The sequence below is a fragment of the Methyloversatilis sp. XJ19-13 genome, from assembly GCF_024580155.1.
In the GTDB taxonomy this organism is placed as follows: Bacteria; Pseudomonadota; Gammaproteobacteria; order Burkholderiales; family Rhodocyclaceae; genus Methyloversatilis.
The window spans coordinates 1-18282 of sequence record NZ_JANINH010000008.1 but is presented as its reverse complement, the minus strand read 5'-3'; the positions used below and the strand labels follow the sequence as shown (position 1 = coordinate 18282).

Here is an 18282-nt window from a genome sequence, read left to right as displayed (position 1 = left end):
GGGCCCGCGGTGCCCGGGGGGCGGGGCCCCGCCCGCCCCCCCCCCCCCCCCCTGTGCAGCCGCAAGGCTGCCGCGTTCAGAGCTTCGAGTCGTCCGAATACGGACGGGTGCCGTAGTAGTCGTGGATCTGCTGCGCCCACGACTGGTCGGCCATGTCGGGCCAGCAGTCCTGATTGAAGCCGGGCGCGCCTTCGAGACGTTCCTTGGCGACGTCGAGCGTGAAACGCTTGTTTTCGGTGTCGAGCGTCAGCGCATTCCACGGCACGGCAAACAGCTTGTCGCCGATGCCGAGAAACCCGCCGAACGACATCACGGCATAGCTGACCTTGCCGTTGCGCATGTCGAGCATGATTTCCTGGATGTCGCCGAGGTCCTCGCCGTCCTTGTTGAACACGTCATTACCCATCAGGGTGTCAGCGCCCATGAGGCCCGGTCCCGGGCCGTGGCGCATCAGCGGTCCCGGTGCGGCGCCTTCGCCCTTGTACATGCCGTGCTTGTCCCTGTCCTGGTAGCTCATGGTCATCTCCTCTGTTTGATGTTGCTGTGCTGCGTGGTCGAGCCCGGTGCAGGGCTCGTCTTGCGGGTCGCCGTAGCCCGCCTTGATGCGGCGGATCAGCCGGCGAACCCTGATGCGGTGCTTGCGAAGCAGCTCGGGGTCGAATGTCGGCACCTCCGCTTCGTGCGACTGGGCGGCATGCAAGGCGACAAGTTGACTCGGCTGCATCGGGATAACCTCCGTCAGGTCGGTCGCCCCGGCATGTGCGCCGTGGCAACAGGGTCAGAAGCAATGCATCGCATGATGGTCAGGTGGCCCCGCAGGGTCTGTACGGTGTCGCACCCCCGGCAGGCGCCGGACAGGAGATGTGGCCTATACTTTCAGTGCACTTCGGCGCCCCGACCACATGTTGTTGAAGGCTGCAGCGCCTTTCGCGTCATCCGCGTGATGCGGTTCGAACAGGCTTGCTGCCCCACCTTGACCGCCCTTGATCGAGACCCGATCGGGGCCCAGACACGAGACCGCTGAAGATGCAAATGAAACCTCCCGCCGTTTTTGCCCGCACCAACGAATTGCTCGCCGCGCTGCCCGATGCCGAATGGGACCGCTGGCTTCCGAACCTGGAGCCGGTGGACATGCCGCTGGGCAAGGTGCTGTATGAGTCGGGTACCCGACTCAGCCATGTGTACTTTCCGGTCACGGCCATCGTGTCGCTGCTCTACGTGATGGAAGATGGCGCATCGGCCGAAATCGCCGTCGTCGGCAAGGAAGGCCTGGTCGGCGTGTCGCTGTTCATGGGCGGCGAATCGACAACCAGCCGTGCCGTGGTGCAGAGCGCCGGCGAGGGTTATCGCCTGAAGTCCAACCTGATGATGGTGGAGTTCAACCGCGCCGGACCGGTGCTGCACCTGCTGCTGCGCTACACGCAGGCACTGATCACGCAGATGGCGCAGACCGCTGTGTGCAACCGCCACCACTCGCTCGACCAGCAACTGTGCCGCTGGCTGCTGCTGAGCCTCGACCGGCTGCCGACCAACGAGCTGGTGATGACTCAGGAGCTGATCGCCAACATGCTCGGCGTGCGCCGCGAAGGCGTGACCGAAGCCGCCGGCCGGCTGCAGGAAAGCGGCCTGATCAGCTACCGGCGCGGCCACATCACGGTGCTCGACCGCGCCGGGCTGGAAAAACGTACCTGCGAATGCTATGCGGTCGTGAAAGCCGAGTACGACCGGCTGCTGCCGGCCCTCAAGGCAACCTGAGCGGAACATCGGGCGGCGCGGCCAGCCAGCGCCAGTTGCGGATGTCCGGCAGGTCTTCGCCGTGCTCGGTTATCCACGCCTTGTGGGCGGCAACGCTGGCGCGATGCCTTGCCCTGGCCTCGTCCACCTGATCGGCCAGCCGCGGAATGCGGCAGATCGCGTCGAGCGCGAGCTGGTAGCGGTCCATGTGGTTCAGCACCACCATGTCGAACGGTGTCGTCGTCGTGCCCTCTTCCTTGTAACCGCGCACGTGCAGCTTGCTGTGGTTGGTTCGCCGGTAGGTCAGACGGTGGATCAGCCACGGATAGCCGTGGAAGGCGAACACGATGGGCGCATCGCAGGTGAAGAGTGTGTCGAACGCCGTGTCGCTGAGGCCGTGCGGATGTTCGGACGCCGGCTGCAGCGCCATCAGATCGACCACGTTGACGACGCGGATGCGGATGCCGGGCACGTATTCGCGCAGCAGCATCACGGCGGCGAGCGTTTCCAGCGTCGGCACGTCGCCCGCGCAGGCCATCACCACATCGGGTTCCAGCGACGCGTCGCCGTGCTCGGTGCCTGCCCAGTGCCAGATGCCGGCGCCGACAGCGCAGTGCAGCGCAGCGGCTTCGGCGTCGAGCCACTGCCATTCCGGCTGCTTGCCGGCAATCATCAGATTGACCTGATTGCAGCTGCGCAGGCAGTGATCGGCGATCGACAGCAGGCAGTTGGCATCGGGTGCGAGGTAGATGCGCACGACGTCCGGGTTTTTGTTCGCGACGTGATCGATGAAGCCCGGGTCCTGATGCGAAAAGCCGTTGTGGTCCTGCCGCCACACGTGCGACGTCAGCAGATAGTTGAGGGAGGCGATCGGCGCTCGCCACGGAATTTCGTTGCACACCTTCAACCACTTGGCGTGCTGGTTGAACATCGAATCGATGATGTGGATGAACGCTTCGTAGCACGAGAACAGGCCGTGGCGGCCGGTCAGCAGATAGCCTTCCAGCCAGCCTTCGCACAGGTGTTCGCTCAGCACGTCCATCACCCGGCCATCGGCCGACAGGTCGACATCGACCGCTTCGCGCTCTGCCATCCAGGTCTTGCCTGTCACGCCGATCACCGCGCCCAGGCGGTTCGACGCGGTTTCGTCCGGCCCGAACACGCGGAAGTTGCGCGCCGACAGATTCATGGTCATCACTTCGGCGAGAAAGCTGCCCAGTACGCGGGTGGCGCTGGCCTGGACCGCGCCGGGCGCTTGCAGTACGACGGCGAAGTCGCGCCAGGGCGGCATGCGCAGAGGCAGCCGCAGCAGGCCGCCGTTGGCATGCGGGTTGGCGCCCATGCGACGCGCGCCGGACGGCGCAAGGCTGGCAATCTCACGGAACAACGTGCCGGTGTGATCGAACAGTTCTTCCGGCCGGTAGCTGCGCAGCCAGTCTTCGAGTTGGCGAACGTGTTCCGGCTTGCTGAAATCGGCGATCGGCACCTGATGCGCGCGCCAGGTCCCTTCGACCGGCAGGCCGTCAACCTCGGCCGGACCGGTCCAGCCCTTGGGCGACTCGAAGACCAGCACCGGCCAGCGCGGTCGCGGCGGCGGCACCGGGGCATCGACGGCGCGCGCGGCGCTCTGGATGGCGCGAATGTCCGCCAGCATGGCGTCCAGCGTTTCCGCCATCTGGCGGTGCATCGTCATCGGGTCGTCGCCAGACACAAAGTGCGGCGTGTAACCGTAGCCGCGCAGCAGTTCGGCCAGTTCATCACGACCGATGCGTGCCAGCACCGCCGGATTGGCGATCTTGTAGCCATTCAGGTGCAGGATGGGCAGCACGGCGCCATCGCGCGCCGGATTCAGGAATTTGTTGGAGTGCCAGCTCGCGGCCAGCGCGCCGGTTTCCGCCTCGCCATCGCCGATGACGCAGGCGACGATCAGCCCGGGATTGTCGAATGCCGCGCCATAGGCGTGCGCCAGCGAATAACCCAGCTCGCCGCCCTCATGGATCGAACCGGGCGTTTCCGGCGCGACATGACTGGGAATGCCGCCCGGCCACGAAAACTGGCGGAACAGCGCCTGCATGCCGGCGCGGTCCTGCGTGATCGCCGGCCAGGTTTCGCTGTACGAGCCTTCCATATAGGTCGACGCGACCAGCGCCGGCCCGCCGTGCCCCGGACCGATGATGTTGATCAGGTCGAGGTCGTGCTCCTTGATCAGCCGGTTCAGATGCACGTAAAGAAAATTCAGCCCGGGCGTGGTGCCCCAGTGGCCGAGAAGTCGCGGCTTGATGTGGTCGCGCGTCAGCGGCAGCTCGAGCAGCGGGTTGGCACGCAGATAGATCTGCCCGACCGACAGGTAGTTGGCGGCACGCCACCAGGCATTCATGCGGACCAGCATTTCCTCGCGCGGTGCGCGGTGCAACAGCGCGGCGGTCACGATACGGCCACCCGGGGCGTGAGATGGCTGCGGCTTTCGATGCGCTTGAGCAATTGCCGCCACGCCTTGGCGAACGCCCCCACGCCATCGCGCTGCAGTCGGTCTGCCAGCAATGCGACCTTCACACCTGCGGCATCGATGCGCGCGATCACCGCGTCGCAGTCGCCGCCGTCATCCGGCATGACGGGCTGCGGCCGGCCGTGATCGGCGAACGCCAGCAAGGTGGCTTCGGGCAAGGTGTTGATGCTGCCGCGGGCGATCAGCGCGTCGACATACAGGGTGTCGGACACGGCCGGATCCTTGCTGCCGGTGCTCGCCCATAGCAGGCGCTGCGGCAGGGCACCGCCCGCCAGCGCCGCCTGCCAGCGCGGCGACCCCTGCGTGGCGACGCTGCTGCGCCACACCTGGCGGGCAACCGCAATGCCGAGCCGGTTCTGCAGCGACACCGAAATCACGCTGTTGGCCGCCACATCCCAGCGGCTGACGAACAGCGATGCCACGGTGGCGACCTTCGGATCGAGCCCGGCCGCAATGCGCCGCTCGATGCCGCGCAGGCAGGCGTCATTGGCGGCCAGATACTGCTCACGCGAAAACAGCAGCGTCACGTTGACCGGAATGCCGGCGAATACGGTGTGCTCGATCGCCTGCAAGCCTTCCGGCGTACCCGGAATCTTCACCAGCAGGTTGGCGCACGCGGCATCGGCATGGATCTGCCGCGCCGCGGCGACGGTGGCCGCACTGTCGGCCGCGAGCAGCGGAGACACCTCCATCGATACCCAGCCGTCGGCATGACCGCTGGCGTCGAAGCAGGGGCGCAGCAGCGCCGCCGCACGCCTGAGGTCGGCCAGCGCCAGACCGGCGAACAATGCTTCGCCGGACAGACCGTCGCGCGTACCGGCGCGGATGTCTTCGTCGTAGGCGCCGCCCTCACCCAGTGCGGCGTCGAAGATGGCCGGATTCGACGTCAGTCCGGTGATGGCGTACTGGTCGATATAGCGCGCCAGCCGACCGTCATCGATCAGGCTGCGGCTGATGCTGTCCAGCCAGAGACTCTGGCCGGCGTCGCGCACGTGCTGTAGTGCCGTCATGCAGGCTCCCCTTGGATCACTTCCGCCTGCCGGGTCAGATGTCCCCGGCAGCACTCGTCCGGTGCAGCGTGCGCGGGTGGCGCCGGACGGTCTGTGCGCTGACGCACCCGCATCGACGCGCTGCGCGGGATTCAGATCTCCAGCAGTGCGGCGGCCTGCTGGGCGATCAGCCGCGCCTCGTTGGTTGGAATGACCCAGGCCGATGCGCGACTGCGCGGCGTGCTGATGCGCGTCTCGCCCGCGTCGTTGGCGCCGGCCGACAGCTCGATGCCGAGCCAGGCCGCGTCGCGGCACACGCGTTCGCGGATCTGCGCACTGTGCTCGCCGACGCCGGCGGTGAACACCAGTGCATCGAGGCCGCCGAGCAGCGCGACCATGCTGCCCAGCTCGCGCGTGATCGCATGGACATACAGATCGATGGCGAAACGGGCCGCCGGCTCGGAGCTGGCTTCGAGCACCCTCATGTCGCCTGAAATGCCGGAGGTGCCCAGCAGTCCCGAGTGCTCGTACAGCAGGATCTGGACCTCATCCGGCGTCATGCCCAGCCCGCGTATCAGATGCAGCACGGCGCCCGGATCGATGCGTCCGCAGCGCGTGCCCATCACCAGGCCGTCGAGCGGCGTCATGCCCATGGTGGTCGCCACGCTCCTGCGGCCGCGCATCGCACACAGGCTGGCACCGTTGCCCAGGTGCGCCACCACGACGCGCCCGCTGGCCAGTGCCCCCAGATGCAGCGGCAGTACGCCGGCGATGTGGTCGTACGAGAGGCCGTGAAACCCGTAGCGCCGGACGCCGGCATCCCGCAGCGGCTGCGGCAGTGCATAGGCCTGCTCGACAGGCGACCGGGTGGCGTGGAAGGCGGTGTCGAAGCAGGCGATCTGCGGCACGTCGGGCCAGCGTGCCGCTGCAACGCGCAGCGCGGCCAGGCCGTGCGGCTGGTGCAGCGGTGCCAGCGGCACGAATTGCTGCAACTGCGCCAGCACATCGGGCGTGACGCGCATGGGACGCGCGAAGGCCGGTCCGCCATGCACGATGCGATGCGCAACCGCATGCGGTCCGTCCGGCCATTCGGGTCCGGCGATGCAGTCGAACAGTGCCGCCAGCGCGCTGGCGTGGTCGGCCACCGGATTGCCGGTCGGCTGGAGCGCACGCTGCGTCACGCAGCCGCCCTGTCGGTCATTGACGACCAGTTGCGGCGTGCGACCCAGACCTTCGATGTGGCCCTGCATGCCGCGAACAGGCTGCGCGCCGCAAGCCAGGTCGAACTGCGCGAAGCGGATGCTCGATGAACCGGCGTTGATGACCAGCAAGGATGTTTTCAAGGTGACCCGCGATGCGGTGGATCAGCGGACATGACGAAAGCGCAGGCCCCGACATCGTGCGGGGGCTGCGCCTTCAACGAGAGACCGGACCGGACAGCCATGGGGCGCTGCCTCATGAAGCCGCCGGGCGCAGCGGCTTCATGCGGCTCAGGCGGCGATGGTGATGTGGTCGACCACCTTGTTCACGCCGACTGCGCTCCACGCGGCGCGCCGCGCCAGATCGCGTTCCGGGGCGCTCGACACCTGACCGGTCAGCGTGGCCTGCGAACCCGTTACGGCGACGTCGATCGGCTTGGCACCGGCCGTTGCGCAACGCTTCAGTGCGGCGGCGATGTCCGACTGCACCGTGGCGTTGCACGAACGCGGCGTCAGCACCAGTTTGTTGCTGACGTCGGTCACGCCCTGCAGGCGGCTCACGGCTGCGTTGGCGGCGTCGATCTGGTATGCCCAGACGACATCGCCGTGCAGCGTCATCATCCCGTTGTCGACCTTGACCTTGACCGAACCCTTCGGCAGACCGGCCATCCAGTACAGCGCAATCTCGGCGTTGCGTGCGACTTCGGTGTCATCGCGGCCTTCACCCTTTGCCAGTTCGACCTTGATGGCGGACACCAGCGACGCCACGCCAGACACGCGCTGAGCGGCGCACCCGGCGTGCCACTTGTCGGCAAAGGTCGCCGTGTGGCCGCCCAGCGTCACGACGCCGTCCTTGACCTTCACGCTCACGTCATCAGCCTTGATCGACGGGTCCCATTTCAGTTCGGCCTGCACATCGGCCAGCAGTTGCGCATCGGTCTTCATGTTCCTGGTGTTCATGTTGTTGTCTTTCCTCGTTGGGCAAACGAGGAGTGTGGGCCGGGAACGGGCCGGTGTATGTACGCCGGCACGCATAGCCGGCCGGGGCGGAAGTGCCCGTGTCATCAAGGGCACTGTTCGCCAGCGCACTGAATCCTGCAGTGGCACGCGTCATGCTTCGCTCCTGGCGGTGCTGTGACATATCCGCTGCCGGCAAATCGCCGCGTTCCACCCTTTCCGGCAACCCTTTCCGACAACCTCCCGGGTCGCGCACGCGACCCTACCCCGCGGAGCCCGCACCATGATCCGCATCGAATTGCAGATTGAACTGAACTACCAGATCGACTTCCAGGGCGCCGACTTCGTCTTCAACATCCATGTCGCGCAAACCGCCAGCCAGACCGTGTCGGGCGAAGTCCTGACGCTGAGTCAGCCGATCGAGCCGCACATCCACGTCGATCCGCTGACCGGCAACCGCTACATGCGGCTGCGCGCCGAGCCCGGACCGCTCACCGTTTCGTACCAGGCGACGGTCGATCTGGTGCATCACTGGGCCGAGCCGGCGCAACTGGCCGAAGTGCCGGTGCACCGCCTGCCGCCCGAAGTCATGGGCTACATCTACCCGAGCCGCTACTGCCAGTCCGACCGCTTGATCCGGCTTGCCACGCGCGAGTTCGGCACCATGTGGCAAGGTCACAGCCGGGTGCAGGCGATCCGCGACTGGGTGCTGAGCCACGTCGCCTTCACGTCGAACAGCTCGAATTCGAGCACCTCCGCCGTCGACACCGTGATCGAGCGCGTCGGCATCTGCCGCGATTTCGCTCACCTGATGATCGCGCTGTGCCGCGCCATCAACATTCCGGCGCGCTTCGTGACCGGCACTGACTACGGCGCCGACCCGGTACTCGGCCCGCCGGACTTCCACGCCTACGTCGAGGTGTATCTGGGCGACCGCTGGTACATCTTCGATCCGTCCGGCACCGCCATCCCGATGGGCCTGGTACGCCTGGGCACCGGGCGCGACGCCGCCGACGTCGCCTTCGCCACGATCTTCGGCGGCGTGCTGTCGCAAGCCCCGTTCATCCGCGCCACCGCCATCGACGACCCGTCGCGCAACATGGTGTTGCCGCAGCACTGCCGCGAAGCGCTGTCGACCGACGGCATCCGCTGAGCACAAACCGGGGCACGCGCCGCGCCCCGGACGCCACCGCGGAGTCGGCGCAGTGTCGGGGCTATCGGCTGTGGGATGGGCTGTGGGATGGGCTGTGGGAGCGGCGTCCCCGCCGCGATCAGTGCCGCGATGGTCGTTGTGCAAAGTGCAGATCGCGGCGAGGGCGGAGCGGGGGTTTCGGCGAGCACTGCTCGCCGCCCGCAGGGCCGGCAGTGGATCGCCGCTCCCAAAAAAACTCCACTGCTCGCCGCCCGCGGCGCCGGTGCCCACTCCGGCTTGATCAGCGCAACAGCAGCACCGGAAGGCGCGCCGAGCGCAGCAGGTCGGACGTCTTGCTGCCGAACAGCAGACTGCGCAGCGGCGAGTGGCTCCAGGCGCCCATCACCAGCAGGTCCATACCCTCGTTGGCCGCGTACTGCGCAATCACCTGTTCCGGGTCGCCGGGGATGATGCGGCCACTCGCGGTCAGCCCGCCGGCGCTCAGCGTGGCGCAGGCCTGCTCGATGTCCTTCGGTGCGCCCGGACGTTCCGGACCGGACATCAGCACATGCACGTCCAGCCCGCGCAACAGCGGACTGGTCGCCAGCATGTCGATGCCGCGGCGGGTGACGCCGCCGCCGTCGTAGGCCACGAGCACCTTCTGCGGCGCGCGGAAGGCATCGGTGACGGTGAGGATGGGGCGGGTCAGTGCACGCACCACACGCTCGACATTGCGACCGAGGTCGCGCTGCGTGGCAGTGGCCTGGGATGAGGCAGATTCACCGCGCCGGCCGATCACCAGCAGGCGCACGTCCCGCTGCTGGTCGATCAGCGTTTCTTCCAGTTCGCCATAACGCTGCCGGGTGTCGATGCAGCCCGCACCCTCGGCGCTTGCGCGCTCGCGCAGCCGGTTCAGGAACACGCGCCCCTGCTCGCGCGCGGTGCGGGCAAAGGCGGCGTCCTGTTCGCTCAGTTCGGTCAGCAGCGCTTCCTGGGCGCCGACGCCGATGCTGCCGCTGTGATCCTTGCCCGAGCCGCGCTCCGGGTGGCGATCGATCACGTGCAGGAATTCGAGCGGCGCGTCGAGCCGCCGCGCCGCCCACGCGGCGTAATCGGCGACATGGTCGGCCCAGGGCGACTGATCGACGCAGGCAAGCACCTTGTTGTCCATGTTCATGGTCAATGGCCTCCCATCAGCATGTCGGCGCCATCCTTGTCATGCACGGCGAACCGGTCCACCAGCGTGGCGCTGGCTTCGTTCATGCCGATCACCTCGACCTCGGTGCCTTCGCGGCGGAACTTGATCACCACCTTGTCGAGCGCGCTGATCGCGGTGATGTCCCAGAAGTGCGCACGACTGACGTCGATGCGCACGCGGTCGATCACTTCGCGGTAGTCGAAGGCGGCCACGAAGCGGTCGGCGGAAGCGAAGAACACCTGGCCACTGACGCGGTAGGTGCGCTGACGCCCCTCGTCGCCGGTCTGCGACGCGATGTGCAGGATGCGGCCGACCTTGTGCGCGAAGAAGAAGCCGGACAGCAGAACGCCGACCAGCACGCCCTGCGCGAGATCGTGCGTCAGCACGGTCATGACCGTGGTGGCCAGCATGACGACGCTGGAACTGGCCGGGTGCTCGCGCAGGTTGCGGATCGAGCTCCAGCTGAAGGTGCCGATCGACACCATGATCATCACCGCCACCAGCGCGGCCATCGGAATGCGCGCCACCCAGTCGCCGGCGAACACCACCAGCATGAGCAGCACCACGCCTGCGGTCAGCGTGGACAGCCGGCCGCGGCCGCCTGATTTCACGTTGATGACCGACTGGCCGATCATCGCGCAGCCTGCCATGCCGCCGATGAAGCCGCTGGCGATATTGGCCACGCCCTGCCCCACGCACTCGCGATTCTTGTTGCTGCCGGTATCAGTCAGGTCGTCGACGATGGAGGCGGTCATCATCGATTCCAGCAGGCCGACCACGGCCAGCGTCAGCGCGTACGGAAAGATGATGCGCAGCGTTTCGAAGTTCAGCGGAATGTCGGGAATGAGGAACACCGGCAAGCTGTCCGGCAGTTCACCCATGTCGCACACGGTGCGAATGTCCAGATCGAGCGCAATGGCCACCGCCGTCAGCACGACAATGGTGACCAGCGGCGACGGCACCGCCTTCGTGACGTAGGGGAACAGATAGATGATGCCCAGACCCGCCGCCGTCATCGCGTACACCTGCCAGCCGACGCCGGTCAGTTCCGGCAGCTGCGCCATGAAGATGAGAATCGCCAGTGCATTGACGAAGCCGGTGATGACCGAGCGCGACACAAAGCGCATCAGCGCGCCCAGCCTGAACACGCCGGCCGCGATCTGTAGCACGCCGGTGAGCAGCGTGGCGGCCAGCAGGTACTGCAGACCGTGGTCCTTCACCAGCGTCACCATGACCAGCGCCATCGCGCCGGTGGCCGCCGAAATCATGCCCGGCCGGCCACCCACGAAGGCAATGACGGTGGCGATGCAGAATGAGGCGTACAGCCCGATCTTGGGATCCACACCGGCGATGATGGAAAAGGCGATCGCCTCGGGAATGAGCGCCAGCGCGACCACAAGGCCGGCCAGCAGATCGTTGCGCACATTGGACAGCCAGTCCTGGCGCAGTGTTTTGATCGACATGTTGAATCCTGAAGACTTGGGCGTTCCGCCTGCACGGGACGGGAGCACGCGCCCGCCCGGGGCGGCGCGGCACGAATAGCGGGGGAATGGGTAAGCACTGCGCTTGCGCTCCGAGCGCCGACGGCAGTGCAAGAACGCTATGGCGGACCGGCTGGGCGCAGGCCGCAGGAAGATGGGTTTTGTTGCATAGCAACATTGTAACCGGAGTTATCGGGTGTGCAGAACCGGCCCCGAAAGGCCCCGACCAGAGCCGCGGCGGTGTTCGCCCTGCGTAGGAGCGGACCCTGTACGCGATCCGTACGTTGAGCAAGTGATATGGCGTGTTCAAAGACCGCATCGCCTGCAGGGCAGGCTCCTACGAAAACCGCGACGGTGGTGCCGTTCGTAGGAGCGGACCCTGTCCGCGATCCGCGCGTTGATCACGCGGCGTCGCGTCATCGGAGACCGGCATCGCCTGCAGGGCAGGCTCCTACGAAAACCGCGACGGTGTTGCCCTTCGTAGGTGCCTGCCCTGCAGGCGATGAGAACGTGGCTTCTGTGATGCTGCATGTTCGAAGACGGGTATCGCGCGCCCGGCGCTGCCGGTAAGCTGCGCCGCCATGTCGAACACCCTTGCCGCCGCGGTTTATAGCGAACTGCTCATCAAGAAGAGCCGCTTCATCGGTTGCGTCGAGCCGATGCGCGACCGCGCGGCGGCGCAGGCAAGGGTGATCGAGCTGTGGCGGCAGAATCCGGGGGCGACGCATGTGTGCTGGGCGCTGCTGGCGGGCGGACAGTCGGCGGCGGTGGACGACGGCGAGCCCAGTGGCACGGCCGGTCGGCCGATGCTCGAAGTGCTGCGTCATCAGGATCTGGAAGGCGTGCTGGCAACCGTGGTGCGCTACTACGGCGGCATCAATCTCGGCGCCGGCGGCCTCGTGCGTGCCTACACCGACGCCGTGGCGCAGGCACTGCTGACGGCGACCAAGGTGCCGCTGACCCGCCGCATCACCCTGCGCTGCACCCTGCCCTACGCGCTCGAAGGTACGGTGCGGCGCGAAATCGAAGCGGCCGGTGCCACGCTGGGCGCGGTGAGCCACGGCTCGCTGGTCGACATGCGCATCAGCCTGCCCGAACCCGCAGCCGCAGCCTTCATCGCCCGTCTGAACGACGCCACGCAGGGACGCATAGGCTGGATCCGCACCGACGCCAGCTGAACCTCAGCCCCCTAGCCCCTCGCCCCTTGCATCTCAAGCCGCGACCAGCGTATGCAGGCCGCTCCACAGCGCGCCGGGCGCCAGTTCGAGCGGCTGGTCGGCCAGCGCCGGTTCGAGGCACAGAAAATGGCGGAAATCGCGGTCCGGCAGGTCGGTCAGCGCGCGTGCCTTGTGTTCCCAAGGGTTCCACACCACGAGATCCGGAAAGCCGGTGCTCTGCAGACCGAGCGCGCGGCCGGGTTCGTTCAGCACGACGCTGTCGGGTGCGCCGACATACACGCGGTCGATTTCGTCCTCGACCACCACCGCATCGAACTTGTCCTGCGTCGCCCGATCGCCCGCGGTCGCGTCCAGGTAGCGCTTGCCGCGCAGCCCTTCGACACGGCAGTTCTCGACTTCGCCGACGCGCAGATAGGTGTGCAGCGCGGCGGCGAACAAGAATGGCGCATCCCCGGTGTTTTCGGCGCTCAGTTCGAGGTCGAGCCGGTTGCCGCTCAGCATGACAGTCAGTTCGAGCAGGAAGGCATGCGGCCACAGTGCGCGCGTGGCCGCGTCATCCTGCAGCGTCAGCGTCACGGTGACGAAATCGGCGGCCGCCCGCTGTTCGGTCAGTTGCCACACCCGGGTGCGCGCGAAGCCGTGGCGCGGCCCGTCGCCGCGCGCCGCGAACTGCGGAAAGATGACCGGGATGCCGCCGCGGATCGCCGCCTGCCCGTCGAAGCGCGCCTCGGGCGACAGGTAGAGCCGCTCCTTGCCGCCGGCCGGGACCCACGACAGGATGTGACCGCCGAACAGGCTGACGACGCAGCGCGCGCCGTCGGCCGCCTCGAGCGACAGCGCCGGCTGGCCATGGAATTCGGTGGGAAGGATGTGTCCGGTCTTGTCGGTCATGGTGTCGCCAAAGTAAGGATTCAGTCGTCGAGCCCGGCGCGCACGCAGGCCACGTAGGCGGCGCCATCGGGCGGCTGGCGATCGCGCTGGGCGCGCCAGATGCTCTCGCCCAGGCAGTCGAGCACCCGGTGCAGCGCCTCGTGCTCGTCACCCATTTTCGCGCGCTGTGCCTCGAAGGCGGCGCGCAGCCCGAGAGGCTGGTCGATGGCCAGTTGTTCCTCGATCGCCAGGTGCAGCGACAGGTGCAGGAAGGGATTCGTCTCGCCCAGTTCCGGCGGATATTCGCGCGTCAGCGCGCGTTCGCCCTGGTCGAGCAGCGCGTGGTATTCCGGGTGGCGGCCGATCAGCGTCAGCGCGATGGTTTCCATCTGCGTAAGCGGCTGGCCGCTGTTGCGCTTGGCCCAGGTGTCGAGAAAGAACTGCCGGGCCTGGTCGCGGGTGGGATTGAACATGGGGCGGAGCGGGATCGTGCGGGCGGTCATTGCACCACAAAGCGCCACCCGGCGTCATTGGCGCGTCAGCTGTCGTCCTCGACATGCACCGCCTGCAGCACCACGGCGGCGATTTCCTCGATCGACTTGTGGGTCGATTCGAGCCAGCGTATGCCTTCCATGCGCATCAGCTTCTGCGCCGCATCGACCTCGTAGCGGCAATTGGAGAGCGAGGCGTACTGACTGCCGCGCCGCCGCTCCTCGCGGATCTGCGACAGCCGTTCCGGCGCGATGGTCAGCCCGAAAAGCTTGCTGCGATACTTCACCAGTTCGGTCGGCAGCTTGCCGCGCTCGAAATCTTCCGGAATCAAAGGGTAATTCGCGACCTTCACGCCGAACTGCATCGCCATGTACAGGCTGGTCGGCGTCTTGCCCGAACGCGACACGCCGACCAGGATCACGTCGGCCTTTTCCAGTTCCTTGTGCGACATGCCGTCATCGTGTGCCAGCGAGAAGTTGATCGCCTCGATGCGGTTCTGGTAATCGGCGCTCTCTTCCATACCTTTCTGCCGGCCGACGTTGTGATTCGCCGCCTGCCCCAGTTCGTCTTCCAGCGGCCCGACGAAGTGTTCGAACAGATCGAGAAAGAGCGCATCGGCCTGGCGCACGGTGCGCGCCACCTCGGCATTGACGATGGACGTGACCACGATGGGCCGCACGCCGTCGCGCATCTGCGACTCGGTGATGCGTTCGACGCAATCGAGCGCATTGTCGACCGAATCGACGAACGGTACGCGGGTGTGCCGGAACTTCACGCCCTCGAACTGCGAAAGCAGGCTGCGACCCAGCGTTTCGGCGGTGATGCCGGTGCTGTCGGAAATGAAGAAGACGGTTCTCATGATGTGTTCTGATCCAGTTCAGTGCGCAAACCGCACAGTCCGCGCAAAATTTTCCGCAGTGCACCACCGACATTAACTAAAATACCGCGTTTCCGCGCACCCAACCGGTGCATCGGAGAAATGCACGGTCGCCGCAACAAGCGATCGCCCCATGTTCAAGAGAGGATACCCATGTCTCGCTACGTCATCCCGTTCGAACAGCTGCGCATGACCGACGTCGAAAGTGTCGGTGGCAAGAATGCGTCACTGGGCGAAATGATCAGCCAGTTGCCCAAGTCAGTGCGCGTACCCGGCGGCTTTGCCACCACGGCAGAGGCTTTCCGCGAGTTTCTCGCACAGGACGCGCTGGCCGATCGCATCCACGCTGCGCTTGAAGCGCTGGATGTGGATGACGTGAATGCGCTCGCGCGCACCGGCGCGCAGATCCGTCAGTGGATGATGGACACGCCCTTCCCGGCCGCACTCGAAGCCGGTATCCGTGCGTCCTACGCCGAGCTGGATGCCGCCGGCAACGGCTCGTTCGCGGTGCGCAGCTCGGCCACCGCCGAAGACCTGCCGGACGCGTCCTTCGCCGGCCAGCAGGAAACCTTCCTGAACATATCCGGCATCGACAACGTGCTGCATGCGATCCGCGAAGTGTTCGCCTCGCTCTACAACGACCGGGCGATCAGCTACCGCGCGCACAAGGGCTTCATGCACGCGGGTGTCGCGCTGTCGGCAGGCGTGCAGCGCATGGTGCGTTCGGACAAGGGCGCAGCCGGCGTCATGTTCACGCTCGACACCGAATCGGGCTTCCGCGACGTCGTATTCATCACGTCCAGCTATGGTCTGGGCGAAACCGTCGTGCAGGGCGCGGTGAATCCGGACGAGTTCTACGTGCACAAGCCCATGCTGGCCCAGGGTCGCCCGGCGGTCATCCGCCGCAACCTCGGCAGCAAGATGATCAAGATGGAATTCACCACCAGCGCGTCGGCCGGCCGCAGCGTGCAGACCGTCGATGTATCTGACGCCGAGCGTCAGCGCTTTTCGCTGACCGACGAACAGGTGCTCGAACTGGCGCGCTACGCGATGACGATCGAGGGGCACTACGGCCGCCCGATGGACATCGAGTGGGGCCTGGACGGCATCGACAGCCAGCTCTACATCCTGCAGGCGCGCCCGGAGACCGTGAAGTCGCACGAGTCCGGCATGACGCAGCAGAAATTCCGCCTCAAGCAGTACGGCAAGGTGCTGGCCAGCGGCCGCGCCATCGGCCAGAAGATCGGCGCCGGCCCGGTGCGCATTGTCGAAAGCGCGACCGAGATGGACAAGGTGCAGGCCGGCGACGTGCTCGTCACCGACATGACCGACCCGAACTGGGAGCCGGTCATGAAGAAGGCGGCCGCCATCGTGACCAACCGGGGCGGGCGCACCTGCCACGCCGCCATCATCGCGCGCGAACTGGGCATTCCGGCCATCGTCGGCTGCGGCGACGCGACCGAAACGCTGACCGAAGGCGAACTGGTCACCGCCAGCTGCGCCGAGGGCGACACCGGCAACATCTATCGCGGCCGGCTGGATTTCGAAGTGGTCACGTCCGATCTGTCGAACCTGCCCGACCTCGATCTGAAGATCATGATGAACGTCGGCAACCCCGAACTGGCCTTCGATTTCGCGCAGCTGCCGAACGAAGGTGTGGGTCTGGCGCGGCTCGAATTCGTCATCAACAACACGATCGGCATCCACCCGAAGGCCATCCTCGAAATCGACCAGGCACCGGCCCGGTTGCGCGAGGAAATCCGTCGCCGCGCGCGCGGCTACGCGAACCCCGAAGCGTTCTTCGTCGACAAGCTGGTCGAGGGCGTTGCCACCATCGGCGCCGCCTTCTGGCCGAAACCGGTCATCGTGCGCCTGTCCGACTTCAAATCGAACGAATACAAGAAGCTGCTCGGCGGCGACATCTACGAGCCGGACGAAGAAAACCCGATGCTCGGCTTCCGCGGCGCGTCGCGCTACATCGCGCACAGCTTCCGTGACTGCTTCGAACTGGAATGCCGCGCCATGCGCTACGTGCGCAACGAGCTCGGCCTGACCAACGTCGAAATCATGGTGCCCTTCGTGCGCAATCTGGGCGAAGCGGCCGAAGTGGTGAAGCTGCTCGGCGAACACGGCCTGAAGCGCGGAGAGAACGGCCTGCGCCTGATCATGATGTGCGAAATCCCGTCCAACGCACTGCTGGCCGAACAGTTCCTCGAATACTTCGACGGCTTCTCGATCGGCTCGAACGACCTGACCCAGCTCACGCTCGGCCTCGACCGCGACTCCGGCCTCGTCGCCGGCGCCTTCGACGAGCGTGATCCGGCCGTGAAGATGCTGCTGTCGATGGCCATCCGCACCGCCAACAAGATGGGCAAGTACGTCGGCATTTGCGGCCAGGGCCCGTCTGACCACGCCGACTTCGCGCTGTGGCTGATGGACGAAGGCATCCAGAGCATGTCGCTGAATCCGGATACCGTCGTCGAAACCTGGCTCAAGCTCGCCGCCCACGCCACCGAGAAGTAAACACCGCAGTCCCTGCGGGAGCGACGCGCGCGCTGATTTGTCTGGGAGTATCGCGATGCTCGCCGCTCCGGCTGTGGGTATCGCGATGCTCGACATTCCGGCTGTGGGTACCGCGACGCTCGCCGCTCCCACAATAACTTCGCTGCTCACCAACCACCGAGCGGGCTCGCCATGCCGGGCCAGCTGTGGATCACTTCTCAAGCTGGACAGCCGCGCTGCCCGCCGAACACGGAGCCAACTGACCGGAGCGCTGTGGGAGCGGCGTCCTCGCCGCGATCAGTGCCGCGAGGAGNCTGGACAGCCGCGCTGCCCGCCGAACACGGAGCCAACTGACCGGAGCGCTGTGGGAGCGGCGTCCTCGCCGCGATCAGTGCCGCGAGGAGCGCCTTGCGAAGTGCGTATCACGGCGGGGACGCCGCTCCCACAATAACTTCGCTGCTCACCAACCACAGAGCCGGCTCGCCATGCCGGGCCAGCTGTGGATCACTTCTCAAACTGGACAACCGCGCTGCCCGCCGAACACGGAGCCAACTGACCGGAGCGCGTTGCGAGCGGCGTCCTCGCCGCGATCGGTACCGCGAGGAGCGCCTTGCGAAGTGCGTATCACGGCGGGGACGCCGCTCCCACAAAAACTTCGCTGCTCACCAACCACCGAGCCGGCTCGCCATGCCGGGCCAGCTGTGGATCACTTCTCAAGCTGGACAGCCGCGCTGCCCGCCGAACACGGAGCCAACTGACCGGAGCGCTGTGGGAGCGGCGTCCTCGCCGCGATCTGTACCGCGAGGAGCGCCTTGCGAAGTGCGGATCGCGGCGGGGACGCCGCTCCCACACCAACTTCGCTGCTCACCCACCACCGAGCGGGCTCGCCACGCCGGGCCAGCTGTGGATCACTTCTCAACCTGGACACCCGCGCGGCCCGCCGAACACGGAGCCAACTGACCGGAGCGCTGTGGGAGCGGCGTCCTCGCCGCGATCAGTGCCGCGAGGAGCGCCTTGCGAAGTGCGTATCGCGGCGGGGACGCCTCTCCCACAAAAACTTCGCCGCTCACCAACCACCGAGCCGGCTCGCCATGCCGGGCCAGCTGTGGATCACTTCTCAAGCTGGACAGCCGCGCTGCCCGCCGAACACGGAGCCAACTGACCGGA

At 66.6% G+C, this 18282-nt stretch carries 14 protein-coding genes; 4 read left to right on the top strand and 10 right to left on the bottom strand.

The genetic code is table 11. The annotated features are described in order from the left end of the window. Positions 1-76 precede the first annotated feature (76 nt). Positions 77-517: a PRC-barrel domain-containing protein gene (locus NMQ14_RS11900; protein ID WP_257096436.1), complete on the bottom strand. Its 441-nt coding sequence runs from the start codon at positions 515-517 to the stop codon at positions 77-79. 509 nt (positions 518-1026) lie between these two features. On the opposite strand from NMQ14_RS11900, the gene NMQ14_RS11895 reads away from it, so the two are divergent. Beyond that, positions 1027-1755 (top strand): Crp/Fnr family transcriptional regulator, encoded by a 729-nt coding sequence (locus tag NMQ14_RS11895; RefSeq protein WP_373457192.1) that lies wholly within the window; start codon positions 1027-1029, stop codon positions 1753-1755. Here the strand turns inward: NMQ14_RS11895 and NMQ14_RS11890 are convergent. From NMQ14_RS11890 to NMQ14_RS11875, 4 genes are all read right to left on the bottom strand, one after another. After that, a complete protein-coding gene (locus NMQ14_RS11890) occupies positions 1742-4162 on the bottom strand; it encodes a phosphoketolase family protein (protein WP_257096431.1) in 2421 nt (806 codons plus the stop codon). The two genes, NMQ14_RS11895 and NMQ14_RS11890, sit on opposite strands and share 14 nt — an antisense overlap. Beyond that, complete coding sequence (locus NMQ14_RS11885; protein WP_257096429.1) at positions 4159-5250, bottom strand: transaldolase; 1092 nt, start codon at positions 5248-5250, stop codon at positions 4159-4161. Before NMQ14_RS11885 ends, NMQ14_RS11890 begins: the two co-directional genes overlap by 4 nt. A 131-nt stretch (positions 5251-5381) precedes the next feature. Then, a complete protein-coding gene (locus NMQ14_RS11880) occupies positions 5382-6572 on the bottom strand; it encodes an acetate/propionate family kinase (protein WP_257096427.1) in 1191 nt (396 codons plus the stop codon). A 147-nt stretch (positions 6573-6719) separates the two neighbouring features. Next, positions 6720-7388, bottom strand: coding sequence for a BON domain-containing protein (locus tag NMQ14_RS11875; RefSeq protein WP_257096425.1), 669 nt, complete (start codon positions 7386-7388; stop codon positions 6720-6722). A 280-nt stretch (positions 7389-7668) separates the two neighbouring features. On the opposite strand from NMQ14_RS11875, the gene NMQ14_RS11870 reads away from it, so the two are divergent. Continuing rightward, positions 7669-8538, top strand: coding sequence for a transglutaminase family protein (locus NMQ14_RS11870; protein ID WP_257081080.1), 870 nt, complete (start codon positions 7669-7671; stop codon positions 8536-8538). 280 nt (positions 8539-8818) lie between these two features. Here the strand turns inward: NMQ14_RS11870 and NMQ14_RS11865 are convergent, their stop codons facing one another. Both NMQ14_RS11865 and NMQ14_RS11860 read right to left on the bottom strand, forming a co-directional pair. Next, positions 8819-9694: a universal stress protein gene (locus tag NMQ14_RS11865; RefSeq protein ID WP_257096423.1), complete on the bottom strand. Its 876-nt coding sequence runs from the start codon at positions 9692-9694 to the stop codon at positions 8819-8821. Positions 9695-9696: 2 nt separating this feature from the next. Continuing rightward, entirely contained in the window at positions 9697-11178 is a 1482-nt protein-coding gene (locus NMQ14_RS11860) for a SulP family inorganic anion transporter (RefSeq protein ID WP_257096421.1), read from the bottom strand. A gap of 599 nt (positions 11179-11777) precedes the next feature. Between NMQ14_RS11860 and NMQ14_RS11855 the strand changes: the two genes are divergently transcribed. Beyond that, positions 11778-12374, top strand: a complete 597-nt coding sequence (locus NMQ14_RS11855; protein WP_257096419.1) for a YigZ family protein — start codon at positions 11778-11780, stop codon at positions 12372-12374. 33 nt (positions 12375-12407) lie between these two features. Here the strand turns inward: NMQ14_RS11855 and NMQ14_RS11850 are convergent, their stop codons facing one another. The 3 genes from NMQ14_RS11850 to NMQ14_RS11840 form a co-directional block, all read right to left on the bottom strand. Beyond that, positions 12408-13265, bottom strand: a complete 858-nt coding sequence (locus tag NMQ14_RS11850; RefSeq protein ID WP_257096417.1) for a D-hexose-6-phosphate mutarotase — start codon at positions 13263-13265, stop codon at positions 12408-12410. Between the two features lie 20 nt (positions 13266-13285). After that, complete coding sequence (locus tag NMQ14_RS11845; protein WP_257096416.1) at positions 13286-13717, bottom strand: DUF1841 family protein; 432 nt, start codon at positions 13715-13717, stop codon at positions 13286-13288. Positions 13718-13782: 65 nt separating this feature from the next. Further along, positions 13783-14595 carry a pyruvate, water dikinase regulatory protein gene (locus NMQ14_RS11840; protein WP_257096412.1) on the bottom strand — a complete coding sequence of 271 codons (813 nt, stop codon included), beginning with the start codon at positions 14593-14595 and terminating at the stop codon, positions 13783-13785. A 171-nt stretch (positions 14596-14766) separates the two neighbouring features. On the opposite strand from NMQ14_RS11840, the gene ppsA reads away from it, so the two are divergent. Continuing rightward, positions 14767-17136: a phosphoenolpyruvate synthase gene (gene ppsA, locus NMQ14_RS11835; protein WP_257096409.1), complete on the top strand. Its 2370-nt coding sequence runs from the start codon at positions 14767-14769 to the stop codon at positions 17134-17136. Positions 17137-18282 lie beyond the last annotated feature (1146 nt).